The 25370-nt window shown below is 33.8% G+C and carries 22 protein-coding genes and 1 tRNA gene; 6 read left to right on the forward strand and 17 right to left on the reverse strand.

Features of this window, described 5'->3' with window-relative positions:
• Positions 1–65 precede the first annotated feature (65 nt).
• Positions 66–140, reverse strand: a tRNA-Pro gene (locus tag BM289_RS20805).
• 177 nt (positions 141–317) lie between these two features.
• Between BM289_RS20805 and trxB the strand changes: the two genes are divergently transcribed.
• The gene (trxB, locus tag BM289_RS20810; protein ID WP_091497147.1) at positions 318–1265 is read left to right on the forward strand and encodes a thioredoxin-disulfide reductase; all 948 of its coding nucleotides are present in this window, start codon (positions 318–320) and stop codon (positions 1263–1265) included.
• A 147-nt stretch (positions 1266–1412) separates the two neighbouring features.
• On the opposite strand, the gene BM289_RS20815 is transcribed toward trxB, so the two are convergent.
• The 5 genes from BM289_RS20815 to BM289_RS20835 all read right to left on the reverse strand — a co-directional run bounded on the left by BM289_RS20815 (position 1413) and on the right by BM289_RS20835 (position 5686).
• Positions 1413–2246 carry a GIN domain-containing protein gene (locus BM289_RS20815; protein WP_244165430.1) on the reverse strand — a complete coding sequence of 278 codons (834 nt, stop codon included), beginning with the start codon at positions 2244–2246 and terminating at the stop codon, positions 1413–1415.
• A gap of 85 nt (positions 2247–2331) precedes the next feature.
• Complete coding sequence (locus BM289_RS20820; protein WP_091497153.1) at positions 2332–3066, reverse strand: head GIN domain-containing protein; 735 nt, start codon at positions 3064–3066, stop codon at positions 2332–2334.
• A 3-nt stretch (positions 3067–3069) separates the two neighbouring features.
• On the reverse strand, positions 3070–4803 hold the full coding sequence (locus tag BM289_RS20825) for a PspC domain-containing protein (RefSeq protein ID WP_091497155.1): 1734 nt from the start codon (positions 4801–4803) through the stop codon (positions 3070–3072).
• A 3-nt stretch (positions 4804–4806) separates the two neighbouring features.
• Complete coding sequence (locus BM289_RS20830) at positions 4807–5139, reverse strand: PadR family transcriptional regulator (RefSeq protein ID WP_008464689.1); 333 nt, start codon at positions 5137–5139, stop codon at positions 4807–4809.
• Positions 5140–5230: 91 nt separating this feature from the next.
• Positions 5231–5686 (reverse strand): DUF4870 domain-containing protein, encoded by a 456-nt coding sequence (locus BM289_RS20835; RefSeq protein WP_091497158.1) that lies wholly within the window; start codon positions 5684–5686, stop codon positions 5231–5233.
• Positions 5687–5941: 255 nt separating this feature from the next.
• Between BM289_RS20835 and BM289_RS20840 the strand changes: the two genes are divergently transcribed.
• Positions 5942–6394: a DUF4442 domain-containing protein gene (locus BM289_RS20840; protein ID WP_091497161.1), complete on the forward strand. Its 453-nt coding sequence runs from the start codon at positions 5942–5944 to the stop codon at positions 6392–6394.
• A 138-nt stretch (positions 6395–6532) separates the two neighbouring features.
• Here the strand turns inward: BM289_RS20840 and BM289_RS25505 are convergent, their stop codons facing one another.
• From BM289_RS25505 to BM289_RS20880, 9 genes are all read right to left on the reverse strand, one after another.
• Complete coding sequence (locus BM289_RS25505) at positions 6533–6691, reverse strand: hypothetical protein (protein WP_167365473.1); 159 nt, start codon at positions 6689–6691, stop codon at positions 6533–6535.
• 107 nt (positions 6692–6798) lie between these two features.
• Positions 6799–7485, reverse strand: coding sequence for a hypothetical protein (locus BM289_RS20845; protein WP_091497163.1), 687 nt, complete (start codon positions 7483–7485; stop codon positions 6799–6801).
• The gene (locus tag BM289_RS20850) at positions 7482–7802 is read right to left on the reverse strand and encodes a hypothetical protein (RefSeq protein WP_091497166.1); all 321 of its coding nucleotides are present in this window, start codon (positions 7800–7802) and stop codon (positions 7482–7484) included. Before BM289_RS20850 ends, BM289_RS20845 begins: the two co-directional genes overlap by 4 nt.
• Before the next feature lie 62 nt (positions 7803–7864).
• The gene (locus BM289_RS20855; RefSeq protein WP_244165431.1) at positions 7865–10108 is read right to left on the reverse strand and encodes a multicopper oxidase family protein; all 2244 of its coding nucleotides are present in this window, start codon (positions 10106–10108) and stop codon (positions 7865–7867) included.
• Positions 10109–10311: 203 nt separating this feature from the next.
• The gene (locus BM289_RS20860; protein ID WP_091497168.1) at positions 10312–12852 is read right to left on the reverse strand and encodes a heavy metal translocating P-type ATPase; all 2541 of its coding nucleotides are present in this window, start codon (positions 12850–12852) and stop codon (positions 10312–10314) included.
• Between the two features lie 434 nt (positions 12853–13286).
• Positions 13287–13847: a helix-turn-helix domain-containing protein gene (locus BM289_RS20865; protein ID WP_091497170.1), complete on the reverse strand. Its 561-nt coding sequence runs from the start codon at positions 13845–13847 to the stop codon at positions 13287–13289.
• Positions 13848–13849: 2 nt separating this feature from the next.
• Entirely contained in the window at positions 13850–14377 is a 528-nt protein-coding gene (locus BM289_RS20870) for a DUF3347 domain-containing protein (RefSeq protein ID WP_091497172.1), read from the reverse strand.
• 98 nt (positions 14378–14475) lie between these two features.
• The gene (locus tag BM289_RS20875) at positions 14476–14832 is read right to left on the reverse strand and encodes a hypothetical protein (RefSeq protein WP_244165432.1); all 357 of its coding nucleotides are present in this window, start codon (positions 14830–14832) and stop codon (positions 14476–14478) included.
• A gap of 70 nt (positions 14833–14902) precedes the next feature.
• On the reverse strand, positions 14903–15736 hold the full coding sequence (locus BM289_RS20880; RefSeq protein ID WP_091497178.1) for an AraC family transcriptional regulator: 834 nt from the start codon (positions 15734–15736) through the stop codon (positions 14903–14905).
• Between the two features lie 103 nt (positions 15737–15839).
• On the opposite strand from BM289_RS20880, the gene BM289_RS20885 reads away from it, so the two are divergent.
• The 4 genes from BM289_RS20885 to BM289_RS20900 all read left to right on the forward strand — a co-directional run bounded on the left by BM289_RS20885 (position 15840) and on the right by BM289_RS20900 (position 24307).
• Positions 15840–17006: an MFS transporter gene (locus tag BM289_RS20885; protein ID WP_091497181.1), complete on the forward strand. Its 1167-nt coding sequence runs from the start codon at positions 15840–15842 to the stop codon at positions 17004–17006.
• A 614-nt stretch (positions 17007–17620) separates the two neighbouring features.
• Positions 17621–20863 (forward strand): SusC/RagA family TonB-linked outer membrane protein, encoded by a 3243-nt coding sequence (locus BM289_RS20890; RefSeq protein ID WP_091497184.1) that lies wholly within the window; start codon positions 17621–17623, stop codon positions 20861–20863.
• 17 nt (positions 20864–20880) lie between these two features.
• Positions 20881–22695 carry a RagB/SusD family nutrient uptake outer membrane protein gene (locus BM289_RS20895; RefSeq protein WP_091497186.1) on the forward strand — a complete coding sequence of 605 codons (1815 nt, stop codon included), beginning with the start codon at positions 20881–20883 and terminating at the stop codon, positions 22693–22695.
• Positions 22696–22729: 34 nt separating this feature from the next.
• Positions 22730–24307: a DUF4957 domain-containing protein gene (locus tag BM289_RS20900; RefSeq protein WP_091497189.1), complete on the forward strand. Its 1578-nt coding sequence runs from the start codon at positions 22730–22732 to the stop codon at positions 24305–24307.
• Positions 24308–24533: 226 nt separating this feature from the next.
• On the opposite strand, the gene BM289_RS20905 is transcribed toward BM289_RS20900, so the two are convergent.
• Both BM289_RS20905 and BM289_RS20910 read right to left on the reverse strand, forming a co-directional pair.
• Positions 24534–25106, reverse strand: coding sequence for a pentapeptide repeat-containing protein (locus BM289_RS20905; protein WP_091497191.1), 573 nt, complete (start codon positions 25104–25106; stop codon positions 24534–24536).
• 28 nt (positions 25107–25134) lie between these two features.
• A complete protein-coding gene (locus BM289_RS20910; protein ID WP_091497195.1) occupies positions 25135–25344 on the reverse strand; it encodes a hypothetical protein in 210 nt (69 codons plus the stop codon).
• Between the last annotated feature and the right edge of the window lie 26 nt (positions 25345–25370).

Consider the following 25370-nt stretch of genomic DNA (forward strand, 5'->3'; position numbering starts at 1 on the left):
ATATAAACGAAAAACATAAAATGGATTTTAAACAAAAAAAGCCGAACATTTCTGTTCGGCTTTAGTCGGGGTGGCAGGATTCGAACCTGCGGCCTCCTGCTCCCAAAGCAGGCGCGATAACCGGGCTACGCTACACCCCGAAGATGTATTTGTAATACTGCCCGAAAGCGGATGCAAAGATAGAAATAAATTTCATTTACAAAAGGAAAAAATGAAAATAAATAAAACTTATTTTGACATAGTTATTTAGGATTTATTTTAACCCTAATTTTTTATAATAAAGTTTACATTTGCAACTCAAAAAAACTATAGATACTATGTCAAATACAATTGAAAAAATTAAATGCCTTATTATAGGTTCTGGTCCTGCAGGTTATACAGCAGCGATTTATGCAGCCAGAGCAAATATGAATCCAGTATTATACCAAGGAATGCAACCAGGTGGTCAATTGACTACAACTAATGAAGTTGAAAACTTTCCAGGTTATGTTGATGGTGTTACAGGACCAGAAATGATGATTCAGTTACAAGAACAAGCAAAACGTTTTGGTGCTGATATTCGTGACGGATGGGCTACAAAAGTTGATTTTTCCGGAGATATTCATAAAGTTTGGATTAACGATTCTATCGAATTGCACTGTGAAACTGTAATTATTTCTACAGGTGCTTCGGCTAAATATTTAGGATTGCCATCAGAACAACACTATTTAAATATGGGCGGTGGAGTTTCTGCTTGCGCGGTTTGTGATGGTTTCTTCTACAGAAATCAAGATGTGGTAATTGTTGGAGCAGGAGATTCTGCTTGTGAAGAGGCTCATTACCTGTCTAAACTTTGTAAAAAAGTAACCATGTTGGTTAGAAGCGAAAAATTCAGAGCTTCTAAAATTATGGAAGAGCGTGTTCGTAAAACAGAAAACATCGAAATCTTAATGAACCACGATACAGTTGAAGTTTTAGGAGATAATAATGTAGTTCACGCTATTAAAGCTTTAAATAAAACAACTGGTGAAACAATCGAAATTCCGGCAACTGGTTTCTTCGTAGCAATTGGTCACAAACCAAATACAGATATCTTTAAAGAGTATATTACTCTTGATGAGACTGGATATATCGTAAATACTCCTGGTACTTCTAAAACGAATGTTGAAGGTGTATTCGTAGCAGGAGATGCTGCAGACCACGTATACCGTCAGGCAATTACTGCTGCTGGAACTGGATGTATGGCTGCATTGGACGCTGAAAGATATTTAGCTTCTAAAGAATAAATTAGTCTCAGTTTTCAGTTTCGGTTTTCAGACTGAAGATTGTCAATTTAAAAATAAAAAGTCCCAATCGTAAAATGATTGGGACTTTTGTTTTATATTTTTTTCAGACTGAAAACTTAGATCGAATACTGTGACTGAAAATGGAGACTATTTTATCTTCTTAAATAACTTAGCTTCTTCAGAAAAACGAGTTAGTGTAATGGCAGGACTTCCTAAAAGAGAAATTTCTGCTTTATCTCCAACGGCTAATGAAAGTGTTGTTTCTGCAAAAATACTTCCTACTGCATAATTTTCAGCAGTAACGTTGGCATCTTTCAAAGTAAATTTTGTTCCTGTAAAAACCGAATTGTTATCTAATCTGATAGTTGCTTTTTCTGCAATACCTTCAATGGCAGCAGTAGCTCTCTGATACAAATCACATTTAAATTTTATAGCAGAAACCAATGTTTTAACAGAAGCATTTTTACTCAATTGTAAGCTTCCGTCTTCGGCTTTTAAATTTAGTTCTGTTTTCGATTTATCATCTGCAATTAAGGTGAATTTTTTAGAATTTACATTCAAGTACAATTTAGAGAAATCAAGACAATTCATTGTAATATCATCCAATTGTAATTCCTGAATGGCATAAACGATTGCTTCATTTTTGGTGATTACTTTATTTAATGACTTCGTGTAAGTAACCTTAACAGATAGTTTCTTAAAAATTGAAGATTCTTTGTTTGTATATAAACGAAGTGTTTTTTCTCTTAAATCCATACCAATGATATCGTGTAAATTATCATCGGCTTCGATTTTGATTTCGTTTTTTTCTCCTTGTTCTAAATATACCTCAAGATTATCATCGACTTCAATGGCGTCAAAACTGCCAACTTCTTTTATCGAAGTCGTTACAACTTTAGAACCTTTAACTTTTTCTCTTTTTTGTGCAAAAGTGAATGTTGTAACAAATAATAATAGGAGCAGTGCTGTACTTTTTTTCATTAATTCTAGATTTGATTTTGACAAATATAAAAAAATCATCCACTTTTGATGAATGATTTCTTTTATATTTAACAGTTACTTCTTTTTAGCTTTTGCTGACATTTCCGCCTGAGCTTTCAGATTTCTCAACCGTTTTAGGAGAGCCACTGTAATTTATATTTCCACCGCTTGAAGCTTGTGCTTTTAAACTTACGATAGGACGTATCGAAATTGTTCCGCCACTTGAAGCTTCTGCATGAACATCATTAGACATCAATTTACCTGCATCAATACTTCCTCCGCTTGAAACCGAAGTACTAAGACTTAATGATTTTCCTTCAATAGCTACAGAACTACCGCTGCTAGAATCAACAGAGATTTTATCTGACTCAATATTAACGTTCATTGATGCCGCGCTTGAAGTTTCTAAAGTAATGTTTTCTCCTTCGATAACATTTTTAGTTTTAACAGTTGAAGCACTTGAAGCCTCAATCTTATCCACAATAGGCATTTTTACAGTTACTTTTTTTGCTGTGATGTTGCGGAAAGAATTGTATTTGCATTCAATAACCAATGTTCCGTTTTCGACCTTAGTAACAATTTCTTTTTGAAGATTGTCATCTGCCTCAACAGTGATTTCTTTAGAATCGGCTTGCTCGATTACTACATCAATAGCGTTGCTTACTTTGATATTAGTAAAATCACCTTGAACAGTTCTTTTTTCAGTTGTAACATTACCGCTTCCTTCGATTGCGTTCAAGTTAAAATTGCATGAAGCAAATAATAATGCTGTTAGAGTTGCGATAACAAATTTTGTAATATGAATGATTATTTTGATCATGGCTTAGTTAATTTTGATTATAACTCCGTTTTTATCTGTGGTTAGTTTTCCTTTCGTTTTTTTTCCGTTTATAACTTCTTTTCCATTGATTTTTACTGAAACTTCTTTTATTGTATCATTATCAATAGTATTTATTTCTTCTGTATCATAGTCATGATCATCGTCATCGTTATCTTTTGCTGGGCAGTTTAAACATGTAACTTTAGATCCGATTACTTTATAGTTGTAATTTCCATCATAATTTAGATTAAAGAAATCGTCCTCATAGCTAAAATAATCTCTAACAGAACTATCTGGTTTAAATAGTTGTCCTTCTGGTAGATATAGGTAGATGTCAACTTCTTGTCCTCTGAATTTGTTTTTCACATCTGTCAGAAAATAGTTATCCAAAATTAATTGATTTCCGTTAACTTGAAACTTATAATTGATTTTTTCTGCTCTTTTTTTAGCATTAGTAAAAGAATTTCCTCTTGCACTTTTTTCTACCTGAATAAATGGAGCCGTTTGATCTGTGTGTAAAACATGTAAACGAACATCATTGGAATAGATCAATTCATTGTTGGCAGAATCCTGAACAAATTCAAAATCTCTGTAATGATTCAGGCTTTTTGTATAATAATCGCTGTATTTGAACTTTACATACAAAGTGTCTGTTGTGTTAATTGTTATGGCTTTCTTCTCAATTACTTTGTTATCATGAGAGATTTCAGTCGCTTGTTTAATTCCGATGCTTGCTAAAATTGCAATAGAGATAATCCAAACTGCTAGAAGTGTATATTTTGTAATGTTCCCAATTGATTTTAAGTTTGGAGACAACAATTTAAATCCTAAAAGCGTTAAGAAAAAGAACGGTATTCCAACTGCAAACAACATTAGTAAACCAAATGACCAGATTGGATATTCTGTAAAGTTTCCGGCTTCAATAAAATTCTGCCAAGGGAAATCAACAAAAATATTAGTTCCTAAAGTAAAAACTCCGATTAACAACATGATCAAAGTTGAGATTCCGCTTATGATAAGAATTACACCTAAAAACTTAGCAAAAATCTTAAAAACCGTCATGATAAAGTCTCCAAATGAACTACTTATTCTCTCAGCTCCCGACTTTACCTGGTTTCCCATTTTGTCATAGTCCGCATTTTTGAATTTTTCAGAAAGGGTATCAATTTCTTCGCGAACTTTTTTTTCGATGTTTGAAATCGTTACCGGTTCACCTGTCATTTCTAATTTCTCTGAAGTAGTAACTGCCTCAGGGGTTACAATCCAAAGAACGAAATAAGCTAAGATTCCAGTTCCAAAACCTGCAAAAACGAAGATTAAGAATACAATTTTAATCCATACGGCATCAATTCCAAAGTAATGCCCTAAACCTGTTGCTACACCGCCAATTAAACCTTTTTCTTTATCGCGGTATAATTTTTTGTGTTTTCTTTGCTCATAATTATTATAAGACTGATTTGGATTTTCTTCGTCTTCCAGTCTGTAATCTTCCGGTTGTCCCATCACCGCAATCACTTCGTCAACGTCTTTCAGTCCTACAACATGCTTTTCGCTTTTTTGTTTTTCCGACAATAATTCAGAAACACGCATTTCGATATCTTTAATAATTTCATCCTGACCAGATGAGTTGTTAAGTGATCGTTTTATAGCGTCAAAGTAGCGTGTCAATTTTAAGTATGCATCTTCATCGATGTGAAAAAACATCCCGCCTAAGTTAATATTTACTGTTTTGTTCATGACTTATTGATTTTGATTGGTGATTAAGTTTACAGCGTCAGACAATTCTGTCCAGGTACCGCTAAGTTCATTTAAAAAGGTTTGTCCTATCTCGGTTAATCCATAATATTTTCGTGGTGGCCCTGAGGTCGATTCTTCCCAGCGATAATTAAGTAAACCGTCATTTTTTAATCTAGTTAACAACGGATAAACAGTTCCTTCTACAACTAGTAATTTTGCGTTTTTTAAAGTGTCTAATATTTCTGATGTATAGGCATCTTTTTCTTTTAGGACAGATAAGATGCAAAACTCAAGAACACCTTTGCGCATCTGTGCTTTTGTGTTTTCAATGTTCATAATTTCATTTTGTTTTTTTTTGATTGAACAATTCGTTTTTTGATTGATGATGATGATTGATTTCGAATATAACTTTTAATCTGTTTCAGGATTACTTTATAAAAGGAATTGTAATCGGATATTTGTATAATTCTCCGTTTGAAGCTTTTATCGAAGCATAAATCACTAAAAAGAATTCCACAAATTTTAATAATCCGAAAAGCACTACAGCTGTAATTCCCACGCTTAACATTCCGATATGTGCTTGAAAGTCAAAATTTCTAATCACAAAATCGTGGTCATTAAAAACAGCTTCCATTGGAATGTTCTGCAAAATGACAGTAATAAAAATTGGTATAGCGATAAGTGCTAAAATCAAAGTATAAAGCAATAAGCTTAACTGAAAGTTTAAGGCTTGTTTTCCGTGATGGTCTGCAAATTCAGATTTGTCTTTGTAGTTAGTCCAAATGATTAACGGAAAAATATAGTTCCCAAATGGAATTATATATTGACTTAATGTACTCAAATGAGTAAATGCTGCTGTATTCTTTTCTGATGTTTTTTCCATGATGAGTGGTGTTGATGATTGCATGATTAAAAGTATATAGTAATTTCTTATGCAAATATATGTCTAAAAAACAGTATCTTGTTTTGCATAGTACTAATTATTAACAAAAATTTAACAATTTAAAAAGTATGAATCTGGGTTTAAATTGTTGAAAATCATTCGGAAGTATTGAATTTATTGAGGTATTTCTGATAATGGAATAATTTATTGTGCGTGCATAGTTTTTTTGTATTTTTACATAAAAAAATAAATCACATGGCACTTTCTGTATCAAAACTTAATAAGTTCGTTCTGTTTAAACTTCCTTCTGCTTACTTTTGCGGGGTTCGTGTTAAGGATATAAATGATTCGAGTTGTACTGTAACAGTCAAACACAGATGGATTAATCAGAATCCTTTTAATTCTATGTATTTTGCAGTTCAGGCAATGGCGGCAGAATTGACAACAGGAGCTTTGGTTATTTCTCAAATTCAACAAAGTGGTAAAAAGATTTCGATGTTGGTTGCCAATAACAAAGGAAACTTCACTAAAAAAGCAACTGGGAGAATAACTTTCGTATGCAATGATGGACATTTAATTGCCGATGCTATCAAAAAAACAATCGAAACTGGAGAAGGGCAGACGTTTTGGATGAAATCTATCGGAACTAACGAAGAAGGCATTCAGGTTTCGGAAATGGATTTTGAGTGGAGTATTCGACTGAAATAAGTTTTTGTTTGCCACGAATTTCACGAATTAGCACAAATTTTAAATGCGAAGTTATTAGTGTAAATTAGTGAAATTCGTGGCAGAAAAAAATAAAAAAGGCTTCGAACAATTCGAAGCCTTTTACTTTATAATGTACCGTTACTTTTTAACGCAACAAGATTTTTTGTCTTTTTTGTCTGCTGTCTTTTTACAACAAGATTCTTTTTTGGCTTTATCTTTTGAAGCTGGTTTTGTGTCCTGAGCACTTACGCTAATTGTAAATAAAGCAACGGTAACGATTGTAATTACTTTTGTCATTTTGTTTTAATTGTTTTTTGTTAGAAGAATTATAATTGAGTGAATCAAATATAAAATGATTTAACGCTTGTAAGAATAGTTCTGTTGTTAATGTTTTGGTAAAAAAATCAAAAGCCATAAACAACTTTACGCTCTTTATAGTGTCCTTTTTCTATAATCCAAACAATTTCATAGCCTCCGGCTCCATCACCATTAGTCGATGTGATGTATAAAATATCGGATTTTTGATCATAGTTTATTCGGGTATTAAAAAGATTAGGTTCAAATAAATCTTCGAAAGAATTTTTAGGCAGATTTATAGTTGTGTTATCAATAACTACGGATATATTTTTATAAGCTTCTTTAGGAATTCCTCCATCAGTTCCCCAAAACAACTTTCCGTTAATTTTTTCAAGTATTGATTTATCATTTTTAAGAAAGCTTAATTTTACGCTATTAAGGTTAAAATTTTGACTTTCAAGAATAATAGTAATGTCGTTTTTTTTGAAAATAACTTTTTTTTGAGTTTCTTTAGTTAATGGGATTTCTGTGAATTCAGACAAATATTGAATCCTGTCTTTGTATAAATAACCGCTTATGTCTTTGTCATTTTTGGAATAATCAATATTGATCCAATTGTTTTTTGGTTCAAAACAATACACAACAAAACCGTTATTTAACTTGTCTGAAATATTATTTCCTTTTGAAGCTTCAGTCCGGATATTTACATAGCCATCGTTATCTTTTATGACCGCGAATTGACCAAAAGCATTATTTAAAAATAAAACGAAAAGGATAGAAGAAATTACTTTCATTTTTGTTTACGGTTATACGATCTTTTAATTAGGTATTGAACAAGTATTGTCACTAATAAAATTGCAATAATAAGCAGTTCTGTAAAAACTAATCCGACAAAAGGCATTCCGCATCTGATTCGTCCATTTGATTCTTGATTAAGCTTATGCTCAAGAAATGCATAGGCCCAATAAGAAAAAGCAATTTGCAAGAGAAAATTAATGATGCTGATTTTGGCAAAATTTAATTTTATGCTTCTCACATAGTCTTTAATTCCAAATATAAGCTGTAAAATCAAAGGTAGAAAAAGCAGTAAAAAAGGATTGAAGTCAAACATAAGGTTAATTTTAGATTGGTTTTTAGCTGTTTTTTCTCAACCAAAATTAATGCCAATTCCTTTTAATAATTCAAATTAACCCCAAATCCAATTCCCATATCGCTGTCGTAATGCGTTGTGATTCCAAAGTTGCGGGCCACGATGTATTTCAATCCTGCCATATATTCTTTATCTGTATTCCACATTAAATTCATTCGAAGTCTTTGCGAAAGCGGAATATCTTTTCGTTCAAATTGTACTCTAACATTTCCATCGGTGTAAACCTCAACTTGTGCTTTTACGAGCATTGGTAAAGTATATTCGGCTCCGATGCTGAAAACCGAACGATTGTCTTTGGTATTTTTTTGTCCCCAAAGATTTTGTTCCTGTTCGTCCATTCCCATTTTGCGGTAACGCCAGTCAAAACCAATAAAAGGCATTAACCATTGATTTTTTCCAATGTAGCGACCAATATGAGTTTCAGTTTCATAACCATGTTTGTCGTTGTAACCCAATCTCCATTCTGTTCCGATGCTCCAACGTGTGTTGCTGAACATTGCTTCACCGTCATTCCCATTCGTAGCAAAATCATTTTCTCCCATAAAATGAAACATTCGGTCATCCATTTTAAGCATTTTGAAAGCCATTTCCGGATGATGAATCAACGGATTTGGAGCGGAATTTTCATAACTAAAAATACGTCCCATTCCAGCCATCATGTGATATAAAATATGACAGTGAAAAAACCAGTCGCCATCAGCATTTGCCTGAAACTCGATTGTATCGGTTTCCATTGGCATAATATCAATCACATTTTTTAACGGAGAATAATCGCCGTGTTCGTTTAGAATTCTAAAATCATGTCCGTGTAAATGCATTGGATGGCGCATCATCGAACCGTTGTATAAAACGATACGAACATTTTCTCCTTTTTTGATTAAAATTTTATCCGTCTCAGAAACCACTTTATTATCCAAACTCCACACATAACGGTTCATATTTCCAGAAAGCGTAAAGCGCAATTCTTTTACAGGTGCATCTTTCGGAAGATTAGTTTTAAAAGGAGATTTCAGCATGCCATAATTTAAAGTCACAATTTCTGAAGTTTCGGTGCTGTCGCTTTCCATTTTCATGTCGCCCATATTATGCATCGAATGATCCATCGCAGGTTTTGTATTTTCATCTTCACCAGAAATTTCAGGATACATTACGGCATTCATGTCCATTTTGTTCAAAGACATGTTCATGCCCATATCGTTCATTTCGCCGTTCATTTTCATCATGTCGTTCATCATTTTCATGCCTTCAAAATATTTTAATTTCGAAAGATGATGAACAGGCTGTTTTTCTCCATTTCCTAAAAACAAAGAAGCAGATCCCGTTCTGTCTTCGGCTGTAGCCAAAAAAGCAAAAGATTTATTGTCTTCAGGAATTGTAACGACAATATCATAAGTTTCAGAAACTGCAATAATCAAACGATCGACTTCTACAGGTTCTACATCATTTCCGTCGCTGGCTACAACAGTGATTTTTCCTCCTCCGTAGGTCAGCCAGAAATAGCTGGAAGCACCACCGTTTGCAATTCGCAATCGAACTTTTGAACCTGGTTTAAGATTTGAAAACTGCTGTTCATTTTTTCCATTAATTAGAAACTTTTCATAATACACATCACTCACATCCATGGCATTCATTCGTTTCCATTCATTGGTTACTTTGGTTGAAAAATGTCCCTGTTTTAAAGCTTCAAAATAGCTTTGTGTTGTTCCTTTTTTTATGGCAAACCAATCGTTGGCATTATGGAGCATTCGCTGAATATTTTCTGGTTTCAAATCTGACCATTCGCTTAAAATAACCGGAATCGTTGGCAAATCGTCGATTCCTTTTCTGATAGTCGAATCGTCTTTTTTCTTATTGATGATAAAAAGTCCGTACAAACCAATTTGTTCCTGTAATCCCGAATGACTGTGATACCAATACGTTCCATTCTGAATAATCGGGAAAGTATATTTGTGAGTTGTTCCGGGTTCAATTGGCATTTGTGTTAAATACGGAACACCGTCTTCTTTATTGGGCAGAAACAATCCGTGCCAGTGCATCGAAGTGGTTTCTTTTTTTAATTCGTTATGCACATAAATTTCAGCAATATCGCCTTCAGTAAAAGTCAGAGTCGGCATCGGAATTTGCCCATTTACTGCAATCGCACGTTTTTCTTTACCCGAAAAATTGACAATCGTATCACGAACATACAAATCGTAACGCACGACTTTTTGTGCCTTTAGCTGAAAAGCAATTAAAAAAAGGATTAGTATATATTTAATTTTAATCATGGATTATAATTTTAAATAAATTGAACATAATTTAATTTTAACACATAGAAACATAGATTCTTATGTCTAAAAAAGGGAGTAGAAGAAACAAGTTTCTACACATAGCTAAACTATGTGCATTGAAGCAAGTGAAACGCCTTTAAGCGCAATCCCGATAGCTATCGGGAATGTTTCTATGTGTTTAAAAATAATTACGCCCCAACTTACAATTTTAAATTTCTCAATCGCAAAGCATTTACGATTACAGATACAGAACTCAAACTCATTGCTACCGCAGCCAACATCGGCGAAAGCAATATTCCTAAAAACGGATATAAAATTCCAGCAGCAATTGGCACTCCCAAAGTGTTATAGATAAAAGCGAAGAATAAATTCTGTTTGATATTTGACATTACAGCGTGGCTCAAGTTTTTTGCTTTTACAATTCCGTTTAGATCACCCTTTACCAAAGTAATTTTAGCACTTTCGATGGCAACATCAGTTCCTGTTCCCATTGCGATTCCAATGTTGGATTGAGCCAAAGCTGGCGCATCATTGATTCCATCTCCAGCCATGGCAACGATTTTTCCTTGTGCCTGAAGACGTTCGATTTCTTTTAATTTATCTTCTGGGAGACAATCGGCTTTGAAAGAACTCAAATGTAAATGTTCAGCAACCGCTTTTGCGGTATTGTGATTATCGCCCGTCATCATGATGACTTCAACGCCTTGAGCAATTAATTCTTTAATGGCTTTTGCACTGTTTTCCTTAATAGCATCGGTAATGGCTACGAAACCTAAAACGCTTTTTTCAATAGCGATGTACGAAATGGTTTTTCCTAAATTCTGTTCAGAAATCACTTTTTGTTCTAAATCATTAGAAACCGAAGCACCAATTTCATCCATTAATTTTTTGTTTCCTAAAGCAACATTTTTGTTTTCTATAGTTCCTAAAACGCCTTTCCCTGCAATAGTTTCAAAACCTTGGACTTCTTTTAATGAGCTATTTTTTGCTTTCGCGAAATTTACTACAGCTTGCGCTAAAGGATGTTCGCTATGCTGATTTAAAGAAGCAATGTTTTGAAGCAGAAAATCTTCGTCATTATTTATGGCATAGATTTTTTCTACGGATGGTTTTCCTTCAGTAATTGTTCCTGTTTTATCGGTAATCAAAACATCAATTTTATTCATGTTTTCCAATGCTTCAGCATTTTTAATCAGAATTCCGTTTTGAGCGCCTTTTCCAACTCCAACCATAACCGACATCGGAGTTGCCAGTCCAAGTGCGCAAGGACAAGCAATAATTAAAACGGCAATAGCATTAATTAATCCGTAAACATAAGCAGGTTCTGGACCAAATTTTGCCCAGACAAAAAAGGTTACAATAGAAATAATTACTACAGTAGGCACAAAATATTTAGAAACGCGGTCGGCTAATTTCTGAATTGGAGCTCGAGATCTGCTGGCATTATTAACCATTTCAATAATCTGCGAAAGCATGGTTTCTGAACCTACTTTTTCGGCAATCATCACAAATGATTTTGTTCCGTTTATAGTTCCAGAAATTACGGCATCTCCTGTTTTTTTATCAACTGGAATAGGTTCTCCCGTAATCATAGACTCATCGATACTGCTTTCGCCAGTAGTTATTTTTCCATCAACAGGAATTTTTTCTCCGGGTTTTACACGAAGCAAATCACCTTTTTTAATGTTGAGAATGGAGATTACTTTATCTATTCCGTTTTCGACTAAAGTCGCTTCAGTCGGGGCTAGTTTTAGCAATTCTTTTATAGCTCCGTTGGTTTGCCCGTGCGCTTTAGTTTCCAACAATTGACCTAATAAAACCAAAGTGATAATTACAGTTGCGGCTTCAAAATACAAATGAATCGTTCCGTGATGCGATTTGAATTCGGAAGGGAAAATGTCTGGGAAAAACATTCCGACAATACTAAATAGAAAAGCAACGCTGGTTCCGATTCCGATTAAAGTGAACATATTTAAATTCCAAGTCACAATTGATTTGTATGCGCGAACGAAAAACATCCATCCGGCATAAAATAAAACAGGAATTGAAAACAAAAGCTGAACCCAATTCCATTTTTCAATCGACATGATATTGTACAATGGATTATTCGGAATCATTTCTGACATGGAAATGATGAAAATAGGAAGCGTAAACAAAATCGCGATTTTCATTTTTTTCAATAAATCAGTATAAGTTTTGTTTTCTTCACTTTCAGAAGCTTGCATTGGAACCAAATCCATTCCGCAAATCGGACAATCGCCCGGTTCGTTTGAAACGATTTCAGGATGCATCGGACAAGTAAATTGTGTTGCGGTTACAGCAACTTGAGGCACTAAATCCATTCCGCAAACTGGACAATCTCCGGGTTTGTTGTATGTTTTATCGCCTTCACAATGCATTGGGCAATAATAAACGCCATTCGCACTGTGCTGTTGTACTTTTTTAGTTACTGTTTTATGATGATCGTGACCATGATCTTCTTTTTTATGGCTAGAACAACAAGATTTAACAGCAGTTTCTCCGTGGTTTTTAGGAGAATCCATTTCAATAGTATAATTTCCAGCGGCAGTTAAAACTTCTTGAAATTTTTCTGTCGGGACGTGTTTGTCCATTGTAATAGTAGCTGTTGGCGGATTTAGAGTTACTTCTGCATGAACGCCATCCACTTCATTTAAAGTTTTTTCTACTTTCTTGCGACAGCCGTCACACGACATTCCTGAAATTATATATTGATGAGTCATTGTATTGGTTTTTAAGTATTACAATGCAAATTTCTGAAGTATCTGCGAGTTAGGTTTGTAGAATTTTGGGAATGATTTGTAAGATTTACTAAATGCTGTTTTTTTAACGCAAAGGACGCAAAGAATTTACGCAGAGTTCGCTAAGTTTTTATTTAGTTGAGATTTTTAAAAGTTCACAAAGCTTTGTGTGAATAATTCTGCGAGCTGTATTTAAACATAGCCCAAGGTTTCAACCTTGGGAAACGTGTTGTGATAAATTCAATGTGTGTTAATTATTAGATGCCAATCGTTGCGTTCCAATGGTTGAAACCATTGGTTATGTTTTACTTTTGCAATAAAATTTTCTCGCAGATTCCGCAGATATTTTTTTAGATTATTAAATCAAATCTGCTCAATCTGCGGAATCTGCGAGAGAATAATTTTTTGTGTCGAGATTAAATATTCTCGATCTGAATACGCATTTTATCTTTTGACTGTTTAAAAGAAGTAGGAGTAAAGCCTGTGATTTTTTTGAATTGATTGCTCAAATGCGCCACATTGCTATAGTTTAAGATATCCGCAATTTCGCTTAATGAAAGCTCATTATAAACCAATAATTCCTTTACTTTTTCTATTTTCTGGCTGATGAAATACTTTTCAATTGTCGTATTTTCAATTTCAGAAAACAAATTGCTCAATGAATTATAATCTTGATTTAAGTTTTCAGCCAAATAATCAGACAAGTTGATTTTTAAATCATTGTTTTTATGATGAACTAAATCGACAATCAGGTTTTTAATTCTCTCAACGGTTTTTGTTTTTTTATCATCAATTAAATCAAAACCTAAAGCTTGAAGATTTTCTAATAAAACTTCTTTTTGCTGATCGCTGATTTCTTCGTTCAGTTCGACTTCTCCCAATTCTACAGCAGTAGGTTGAAGTCCGAGTTTTTCGAACTCAGACTTCACTACCATTTTGCATCGGCTGCACACCATATTTTTGATGTAAAGCTTCATATTTATTTGATCGTTTCTACCACATTTCCGCAAGTCAGCATAGAAGAACCGTAGTAAGGGTTTTTAACTGCTTTTTCTTTGCTTAACCAATCAGCATCTGCCATTGGGCAATATTGTTTGTAAATTGGTTCGGTCGGACTTGAAACTTTTATCAAATCGTAAGTGCTTTTAGATAAAGATTTAAAAGACTCACGCTGTTTTTTAAGATCTGTTGTTGACGAAATACTTTTAGCATCAGCAGTAAGTTTCTTTACCACTTTCATCCAAACAGCATGTTCGTTGCTTTTCAGTTTGTCCATTTTTACCGCTGTAATGGCAGTAAGTAAATCTTTGGCTTTCGCCGAAGTCAATTTGCTGTCACTTTTAATAAGCGCATCTTTTACTTTAAAGTAAGCATCATAAACAGATTGTAATTGAGCATCTGCCATTTCGATTGCTGTTGATTCGGCGTTATTTGTTTTTGCCTGAATTGTATTTGCACTAAATACTACTGTAAGTGCTGTTGCTAAAGCTATAATTGATTTTTTCATTGTATATTATATTTGGTAAAGGATTTAATTTCCTTTAAAATTAATTAAAAAAATTTGATTTCAAAAAGACCCAATATGGGCTGTTACAAATACAATAATTATATTTTCGGCTTCAGCCAAATAGATGTAAATCCAGAAGAAATAGTAGAGTTGCTATAAGATGAAATGGTGTTTTTTAAAGAAAAATTAAAAACATCGTTTTGCAAATCAAAATCATTTGAAGTTAGAAAGATGTTTAATGTTGAGGTATTACAGCCAGAATGACGACATTTTCCATCACAATTATGTTTTTCTTCTTTTGAAGTTTTCTTTTCGCAGCATTTTTTTGAACAGCTGTTTTCTTCCTTAGCAACAATTTCTTTAGAGTGTCCAGTATGACATGCGTAAGTATAACTCGGGTTCAAAAAGAAGCTAAGAGTAATAAAAAGCATTATTATGTGGATTTTCTTTTTCAAAGAAATTGTTTTTAGTAGCACAAATTTAGCTAAAAATGTTTGAGGAAATAACTTTTTAAGATTTCGCTAACTAGAGTTTTTTGAAATCTGTCGGTTTCATGTTTTTACGTTTCTTGAAATAATTGGTCAAATGGCTTTCATCAGTAAATCCGAATTCGTAAGCAATCTGTTTAATCGGCAATTGATTGTTGTGAAATCTTTTTTCGATTAAAGTCAATCTTAAATTGTGAATGTATTCGCGATAGCTGATGCTGAATGTCCTTTTAAAATAAGCACTAAAATAGGTTTGAGCAATATTAAAATGCTCGGCAATCACTTTGATCTGAACCAATTTAGGCTGATAAATATTCTGATGAATGTAATTTGCAATTTGTTCATTGTCTAAATGATTAGATTGCATTTGTAAATTCATGCCTCGAATGGTTTCCTTTATCAAGCCAAAAATCGAAAGAATCTGATAGAAAACAATTGGCGAAGAAGTTACATCAATATACTTGCCATAAGTTACAATGTTTTCTACTGTGTTTTTGAGAATCGTTTTGCAAGGTTCATCAAACTTTAAAACAGTTTCTTTTAAAATTTTATCGCGCATGAAATTTTCGGGAGTATTTACGAGAAATTCATCGCAGGTCAGATTTTGTTTTGAGTTGAAGTAATTATCTGTGAATTTAATGAAAATGAAACCCGTACATTTCTTAATGTCAAAATAATGTTCGTCATCTGGCGAAATCACAAATAAATCTCCGGCTTTATAAGGCAATAGATTATTATTTAAATGATGAACACCGCTTCCTTTCTTGATGTAAATGATTTCATAATATGTATGCGTATGCGGAGGAAGATGAAATTTTTCTTCTTCAAATTCGTCAAGAACTAATGTTTTAAACTGATTTAATTTAGGCATAACTTAAATTTACAATTTTATGTCACAAATTTACAATTTATTTCTGGGCTAACAGTGTTAATTTTGCCTCGTAGAAATCTATTCCTTTCTACATTAAATCAAAATGAAAAAAAGTCTTATTGCACTCTCTTTAGGAGGGTTAACTATTGGAATTACAGAATTTGTAATGATGGGATTACTCCCAGATATTGCTTCCGATATGAAAGTCTCCATTCCGGTTGCTGGATATTTAATTTCGTCTTACGCACTTGGAGTTGTTATTGGAGCGCCTTTATTAGTAATTGCGGGTAGAAATTATGCGCCGAAAAAAATGCTTTTAATTTTAGCCTTAATGCTGGCTGTTTTTAATGCACTATCTATTATTGCTCCAAGTTATGAAGTGTTATTTGCTTCACGATTTCTTTCTGGATTGCCACATGGAGCCTTTTTTGGTGTGGGAGCGGTAGTTGCAAGCCGTTTGGCAGATAAAGGAAAAGAAGCGCAGGCCATCTCGATTATGTTTGCTGGTTTAACTATTGCTAATTTAATAGGTGTGCCAATTGGGACCTATATTGGACATCATTTTATTTGGCGTTATACTTTTGTATTGATTGCTTTCGTGGGATTATTGACATTTTTGGCCATTTATTTATGGATGCCCAATCTAGAAAAAGGAGAAAGTGTAAACATGAAAACGCAACTTCAGTTTTTTAAGAAAACAGAGGCTTGGCTGATAATAGGAATTACGGCCATTGGTTTTGGAGGTTTGTTTGCTTGGATCAGCTACATCGCACCATTATTAATCAATGTATCGAAATTTTCGCCAGAAGATGTTTCATCCATCTTAATTCTAGCTGGACTAGGAATGGTGGTTGGTAACTTCGTAGGAGGTAAATTGGCAGATCGTTTTTCGCCAGCTCCCACTACTTTGGCTTTATTGCTTGTTATGTCTACCGATTTAGTTTTAGTTTTCTTTTTTTCGTTCAATCAATATATGTCCTTATTTCTGACTTTTTTGACTGGTGCTATTTCGTTCTCTGTAATTGCTCCAATCCAGATGCTGATGATTCGCACCGCAAAAGGAGCAGAGATGATTGCTTCGGCATCTCTTCAAGGAAGTTTTAATATCGGTAATGCTTTAGGAGCCTTTCTTGGCGGATTGCCTTTGGCAGCGGGTTTTAGCTACTCATCACCTAATTTAATTGGTGTTGCCATGTCAATTATCGGAATGATTATTACATTCATATTGATGAAGTTACATCGTAAACAAGTTGCGGTACAGCGCATTTAAAAATATTTCACTCTTTTTTTAAGCCCTTAACTTTTATTTAAGGGCTTTTTTGTGTCTAGAAATGATTTTCTGTTTCTAATTATTCTCTTTTTTTCTCTACTTTGTCGGAAAATACACTTTAAAAATCTGCATATTTTTCGTCTGGATTCATTTTTTTTTAGCATCTCTTTAACTTTTTAAGTGTAAAATTAACACCTAATAATTTCGTAATTAATATTCATGTAATCGATTGTTTTTTTTATAAAAATAGAATCAAATGAACGATTAGTAATAATATTTTTAATATTTTAAGTTGAGATAAATTATATATCTCACATAAAAAAGCAACAAAAATTTCAATATATAATTTTTTTACCAAATTTTTATGAGAATTTATTTTTCGTTAAAAAAAAAATATCTATGTTTGTGTAATCGATTACAACATTTTTTTGATGTTCAAAATCGATTAAATTATAACAGTTGAAAAGTAACAGGAATTAACACTGTTATTTATAGATATAGGAAAATTAAGCATAAAATAATACCTGTAATAATTTTTAAAAATGAATTGAAAGTAACCACAAAAAACCACTTAAACCAAAACAAAGAAAAATTAACAACTTAAACAATCAACCATGAACTTTAAAGAACTATTAAACAAAGGAGCAAATTTTTGCTTTAAACTTGTTTTCTTACTGTGCTTATTGATCGGCAGTCAAATGCATGCACAGGGCACCACTATAGAGGGAACCGTGACGGATGCCGCAGGACTTTCTCTGCCAGGCGTAAATGTCTTGGAGAAAGGGACCAAGAACGGAACTTCTACTGACTTTGACGGTCACTTTAAAATAAAACTAACCAATCCGAAAGCTGTTTTAAGCTTTTCTTTTATTGGTTTTAAAAGTATTGACATTTCTACAGAAGGAAAATCTAAGGTAAATGCAACAATGATTGAAGATTCTAATAACCTGAATGAGGTTGTTGTAATTGGATACGGTACTTCTAAGAAATCTGATTTGACAGGAGCTGTGTCTACTATTTCGGGTAATGATCTGAAAAAAGTACCAGTAGCAAATGTTGCCGAAGCTTTAACAGGTAGAATCGCTGGTGTGCAGGTTATGTCGGCTGAAGGTTCTCCAGATGCTGATATTAGAATTAGAGTACGTGGAGGAGGATCTCTTACTCAAGATGCTTCGCCTTTAATTATTGTGGATGGATTTCCAATCAATAATATGAATGATATTTCGTCATCTGATATTGAGACAATGACTGTTTTAAAAGATGCTGCTTCTACTGCAATCTATGGATCTCGTGGTGCAAATGGGGTAATTTTGATTACAACAAAAAGTGGAAAAGATGGGAAAATGGCAGTGAATTTCAATATGTTCTACGGTATGAAAACTATAGCAAATGAAATTGACGTTTTGTCTCCTGAAGATTATACGAAATGGCAGTACGAATATGCGTTGCTTTCTCAAACAGGAACAAAAGTGCCTTCGGATCCAAATTCATACACAAAGTATTTTGGAAATTGGCAAGATCACGATATGTACAATGGTTTAAAAGGGAATGACTGGCAAAAACAGATTTTTGGACGAAGAGGTGAGGTGCAAAGCCGTGATTTAGGAATTAGAGGAGGAACGGATAAGCTTAATTACAACTTTAATTATGCTCATTACGATGAAAAGGCAATTATGTTGGGCTCAAATTACAAAAGAAACAATCTTGCTTTGGCTTTAAAAAGTAAAATAAGCGATAAAATTGATGTTGGTTTTACAGTGCGTTATTCTGATACTGAGATTGATGGTGGTGGTGTAAATGAGCAAAATGAAAAATCTTCATCAGATTCTCGTATGCGTACTATTGTTGGTTATGCACCTATTCCTGTATCAGGTTTGACTTCTGATGATGTTTCTGGAGACGGAACAGATGTATTAATAAATCCTTTACGATCTATTTCAGATAATGAGCGTCAGCAGTTTCGTAAGAACTTTAATATGCTGGGGAGTTTTGGATGGGAATTGGTTGATAATTTAAAATTGAAAGTAGATTTGGGTCTTGATAATTACAATAGTTTAGATTATCGTTATTATGGACGTAGTACTTACTATGTAGCTAATGCTCCAGCTAGTACATTACAGGGTAAGCCAGCCATGGTTATTACAGACGGTAAAGAAAGACGTTTTAGAAATGCGAATACGTTGAATTACGATTTCAAAAAAATAATGGGCGAAGATCATCATTTGACAGCTTTGATAGGAGAAGAAAGTATTAATTACGAAGTGAACACTGTGACTTCTACTATTCACGGATATCCTTCTTTCTTTGATTTTAATCAAGCAAAAACATTAACATCACAAGGAACACCTCAAGCAGTTGATAATTATTATAATCCAGATGATAGATTATTGTCATTTTTTGGACGCGCTAATTATGACTATAAAAATCGTTACATCTTATCGGCTACGTTTAGAGCAGATGGATCAAGTAAATTTTTATCACAAAATCGTTGGGGCTATTTTCCGGCTTTTGCAGCAGGATGGAAAATCTCTGAAGAGCGTTTCTTAAAAGGTACATCATGGATTGATCTTTTAAAAATTAGAGCTAGTTATGGTGAAGCAGGAAATAATAATATCCCTGTAGGACAGCAGACTCAAATTTTTCAATCTATTCCAACAACTTGGATTAATGGAGTTACTAGTGTTTGGGCAATTCCAAAAACAATGCCTAATCCTGATTTGAAATGGGAAACTACAGTAACTCAGAATGTCGGTTTGGATTTTGGATTCTTCAAAAATCGTTTAAGTGGTAATTTTGATGTTTATAAAAACGTTACAAGTGACTTATTGATCAATTTCCCAGTTCCAGGATCAGGATATGAATACCAATACCGTAACATGGGAGAAACTCAAAACACAGGTTTTGAAGCGACTATAAATGTTGTGGCAATTGAAAAAGCAAAATACGGATTGAATTTTTCATTTAATATGGGAATGAATAAAAATCGTATTAACTCACTAGGGGTTATGAATAATTTTGGACAAGCAACAGGTTGGGCTTCTTCACAAATTGGAGATGATTATTTAATCGCAGTTGGTTCGTCTTTAGGAACTATGTACGGTTATAAAAATGATGGAAGATACGAGGTTTCAGACTTTGATTACGTTGGTGGAAAATATGTTTTAAAAACAGGCGTAATCCCTACAGCTACTACTTTAGTGGGAGACAACACGAGTCTTAAGCCTGGAGATATGAAATTGAAAGATGTTAATGGAGATGGTGTGGTAGATTTAAAAGACAAAACAATTATTGGAAACTATAACCCTAAAAGTACAGGTGGTTTTGTAATCAATGGTAATGCTTATGGTTTTGATTTAATGGCCGCTTTCAACTGGAGTATTGGAAATGATGTTTATAATGCTGATAAAATTGAATTTTCTACAGCTACAGCTTCAGGACAATATAAAAACTTGAGTTCGACTATGGCTGATGGAAAAAGATGGACAAATTTAGATCCAGTTTCTGGTCAGTTAGTAACAGATCCTGATGCGTTAGCCGCTCTTAACGCTAATACAACGATGTGGTCTCCATACATGAGAACAGCTATATTTACAGATTGGGCTGTGGAAGACGGATCATTTTTAAGATTAAATACTTTAACTTTAGGATATACAGCCCCTCAGATGTTTACATCTAAACTTGGAGTTTCTAAATTGAGATTCTACATGACAGCAAGCAATGTTTTTGTTTGGACTAACTATTCGGGTTCTGATCCGGAAGTTTCAACTAAGAGAAAAAACCCTCTTACACCTGGGGTTGATTCAAGTCCTTATCCAAGAAGCAGACAAATGGTTTTTGGGATGAATCTTAATTTCTAATTTTAAATTATCACAAAATGAAACATAAATTAATAATAGCAGGATTGATAATTTCAAGTCTATTTAGTTCTTGCCAGCAATTTGAAGACGACTATCTAGATACAGATGCACCATCAACATTAAAGCCCGAATTGATTTTTTCTGATGCTGAACTTGCAAAAGGAGCTATTGATGGAATAAAAGTACCTTTTGCCGAAACGAACTCTTATAGAGGAAGATTTTTACCATATTATGGATTAAATACCGATGTAGAATGGTATAATGCATCACAAACGGCAGGAGATAAAGCGGATTTATGTGTTTACGATGCAAAACCAAGTAACACAGAAATGAATAATATAACTAATGCCTATGCGATGATGTATATGGGTATTGAGAGAGCTAATATTTGTATTGATGGTATACGTAAATATGGTAATCCTTTACCTGGAACAGAAATGGGACAGTTGTTAGGAGAGGCGTTAACACTTAGAGCTATTTACTATGCAGATTTGATTAAAGCATGGGGAGATGTTCCTGCTCGTTTTGAACCTATTACTACAGCAACTTTGTATTTGCCTAAATCAAGCAGAGATGTTATCTATAAGCAAATAATTGCAGATTTAGGAGAAGCATCTACATTGGTGGCATGGCCTGGTACAACTTCTTATACCAGTACTGTGGAACATGTAAATAGAGCTTTTGTAAAAGGATTTAGAGCACGTTTGGCATTGGCCGCAAGTGGTTACCAGCAATATCCTGATGGAGTAAGAAGAAGCAGTGATCCAGAACTTTCAGTTGCTACTATGTATGCATTGGCTTTAAAAGAATCTCGCGAAGTTATAGAAAGTGGTTCTGCACATTTAGAATCTACTTTTGAAGGATTATGGAGAAAATACAACCAAGAAATTACCACAGCTGGTGGAGAATCTCTTTGGGAGCTTCCTTTTTCGAATGGTCGTGGCCGTATGTTGTTTACGTTTGCAGTAAAACATACTTCTGCAAGTGATCAATTTCAGCAAAATGGAGCTAACCGTGGAGGTGTAGCTGGACCTTTACCATTTGTTTTCTACGATTATGATCAAAGTGATTTGCGTAGAGATGTTACTTGTGTGCCTTACAAATGGGGTACTGCTGTGGCAGCATCTCCGTATCCTATTGCTAAACAAGAGTTAGGGACATTAGATACATGGTATTTCGGTAAATATCGTTACGAATGGATGACGCGTAGAGTTACCTCAGATAATGATGATGGAGTTAATAAAATGTACATGCGTTATGCTGAAGTGTTGCTTATTGCCGCTGAAACAGCAAACGAACTTGAAGGCCCTAGTGCAGCAATGTCTTACTTAAAAGAAGTTCGTAGAAGATCTTTTTCTGCAGCAGATCAGGCAGTGAAAGTTGAAAACTATGTAAACGCTCTAAACAGTAAAGAAGCAATGTTTAATGCACTTGTTCTTGAGAATAAATATGAGTTTACAGGAGAAATGGAGCGTAAGCAAAATTTAATTCGTTGGAATTTGTTAAAAGTAAAATTAGACGAAGCGAAACAAAAAATGGCTGACTTATCAGCTCGTACAGGTGATTATGCTAATGTACCAGCGACTTTGTATTACAAATACAAAACAGATAATGTAAGTTTAGATATTTACGGATTAAATAGAGGAGAAACAACAAACCCTGGAGCAACATATTCATCTATTGCTTGGACATGGACAGGTACAGCGGCGGATACTAAGATAAACTCATTGTATAAAACAGGAGTTAATCCAGACAACAGACAATTCTGGCCAATATGGCAAGTGTTTCTTGATGGAAGTAATGGTCAATTAAAAAATGACTACGGTTATTAAAACCTTTAGAAATTAATAATAAATTTAAGGTATTATGATGAAATCAAAATATATATATAGAGGATTAATAGCCGTATTATTTCTTGCAATTGGAATTTCAAGTTGCGATAGTTATAACGAAGGCTTATTGGACGGTGTTGGAAACTCTAGAGAGTTTTCGCCAATTGGACTTACAGCCAGAGTTAGAAATTCAACTACGGTTGAATTAAACTGGACTGTAAAAGCAGATGAAAATGCAGATCATTATGTAGTAGAATTTAGTCCAGATGATCCTGAATTTAAAACTATTTTCAAAACCATTAATGTTACTACAAAACAATTGCCAATACAAGTGCCTTTAGAAGGAGAGACAACTTACTACATTAGAGTAAAAGCTGTAAGTGCTAGTGGTTTAGAAGACTCTAAATGGTCGATTACTTCTGCAACTACTGCATCTGAACAGATTTTCGTTCCTATTAAGCCAGAAGAAATCCAAGCAAATTCTGTTATTTTGAGATGGGCGCCTAATAGTAATGTAACTCAAATTATATCGCAGCCAGGTGATGTGATTCACACTATAACAGCGGAAGAAAAAACGAAGGGAGAAGCAACTGTTACTGGTTTAACTCCAGAAACAAACTATACTGCTACTTTAAAGAATGGAACTAAAACTAGAGGAATACTAACATTTACTAGTGGTGTTGATCTAACAAAAGGTATAATAGTAAATCCAGGGGATGATTTAAATGCTAAAGTAGCTCAGGTAACTGGAGATACAAGATTATTACTGATGCCTGGTAATTATGTGACAACGGGTGAGATTATTGTAAATAAAAAACTAATTATTAGAGGAGTAAGACCAGAGAATAAACCTAAACTTAATGTGAAATTTACTCTTGCTAATAATCCTGCTAACCCTACTGAAGCTGTAAATCTATCTCTTGTTGATCTAGATTTAAATGGAGCAAATTTAACTGGTGGTGCAATCACAATTGGTGCAACACAAGCGCAGCCTTTAGGAGATGTCTTAATAAGCAGTTCTTATGTTCATGATTATCCTTCTCAACTTATGTACGGAAATGCATCTGCTAGACTGAAGTCATTCACTGTAGATAATAGTATCATTAAAAATGTAAATACTGCTGGAGGAGCTGATTTTATCGATTTTAGAACTACATATGTTGCAAATGTGACTTTAATAAGAAGTACATTTAATAATTGTGGATCACGTGATTTTATACGTTTGGATGCAGCTGCTGGTTTGTCAGGAACAGGTTTAACAAGTAATGTGGTAATTGATGCATGTACTATATATACTCCGACATTAGTAGCTAGTAGCAGAATTTTGTATGTACGTTTTGCCACAAATGTATTGGCAGTACGAAATACATTATTTGCAGTGGGACCAGCTGTTTATACAAATTCAAATTTAACAAGTGCTCCAGGATTTGGAAATAATAATAATTTTAATTCAGCAAATTTAAAGTCAACAGGAAGTAATAACACACCTGATACAGCGGCAACGACACTAGATCCGTTATTTGCCAATGTGGCAACGGGAGATTTTACCTTAGGAAACCAAACCTTAATGGATAATAAAATTGGAGACCCTCGTTGGATAAAACAACAATAAATTCATGGTTAATAAATAGGAAAAGCGGGATGCAATTAAGTTTGTATCCCGCTTTTTTTAGTCACAGTATTCAGTCACAGTATTCAGTCACAGTATTCAGTCACAGTATTCAGTCACAGTATTCAGTCACAGTATTCAGTCGCAGTATTCAGTCGCAGTATTCAGTCACAGTATTTATTCACTATTAACAAACTGAAAACTGCGACCGCGACTGAAAACTAATAAATCATTCAATAACCAAATCAAATTTTTCTAATAAACCGGCAAGGGCAATATGCGATACTTTAGTTCCTTTGATTTTGTTTTCGGAAGGATCAAAAGCGTAATTTCTGGAAGTTCTGAAATCGGTTTTTTCTAAATTACTTTCCACGAAAGTGGAACCAGAAAGATCGCAGTTTTTAAAGACAGCCAAAGATAAATCGGTGTTCGAGAAATCGGTTTCTTTTAGAGAACAATTTATAAAATTGGTTTTCTTTAGTTTTTTATAAATGAAAGTAGAATAATCCAAAAGGCAATCTTCAAAATTCATGGAGAATAAAAAACTATTACTGGCACTAAAATCCAATCCCATTAGTTTACAACCGATAAATTTGATGTTTTTTAAACCAGTATTTTTAAGAACTGCCAATGAAAGATTACAGTTTTTAAAAGTAGAATCTAAAAAGTCGTTATGACTCAAATCGCTTTTAGAAAAGTTGCAATTAATGAATTCGCAGTTTACAAATTCTACTTGTGATAAACTCTGGTCAGAGTAATCTACGGTATCAAAAGTACGGTTTTGATATAATTTGGTTTCCATATTATTTTGTGAAGAGATTGAGGATAATTTATTCTAATTCGATACAATCAAAAATGCCGTTGTTGCGAATTAGATTTGGAATATCAAGTTCGCTGTCGATTCTTAAAATATTATCGCAGTCTTCAAGATCAAAATTCCACTGGGATTCAGGCAATAATTGATCTAGTAATAAAGATGCCAATTCAAATTTAGCGTGGCTGTCAACGGAAGTTTTAAAAACATAAATCATAATTTGCATTTTTTTCAAGAGGCAAATTTCTGAAA

The organism is Flavobacterium phragmitis (assembly GCF_900112575.1).
Classification (GTDB): domain Bacteria; phylum Bacteroidota; class Bacteroidia; order Flavobacteriales; family Flavobacteriaceae; genus Flavobacterium; species Flavobacterium phragmitis.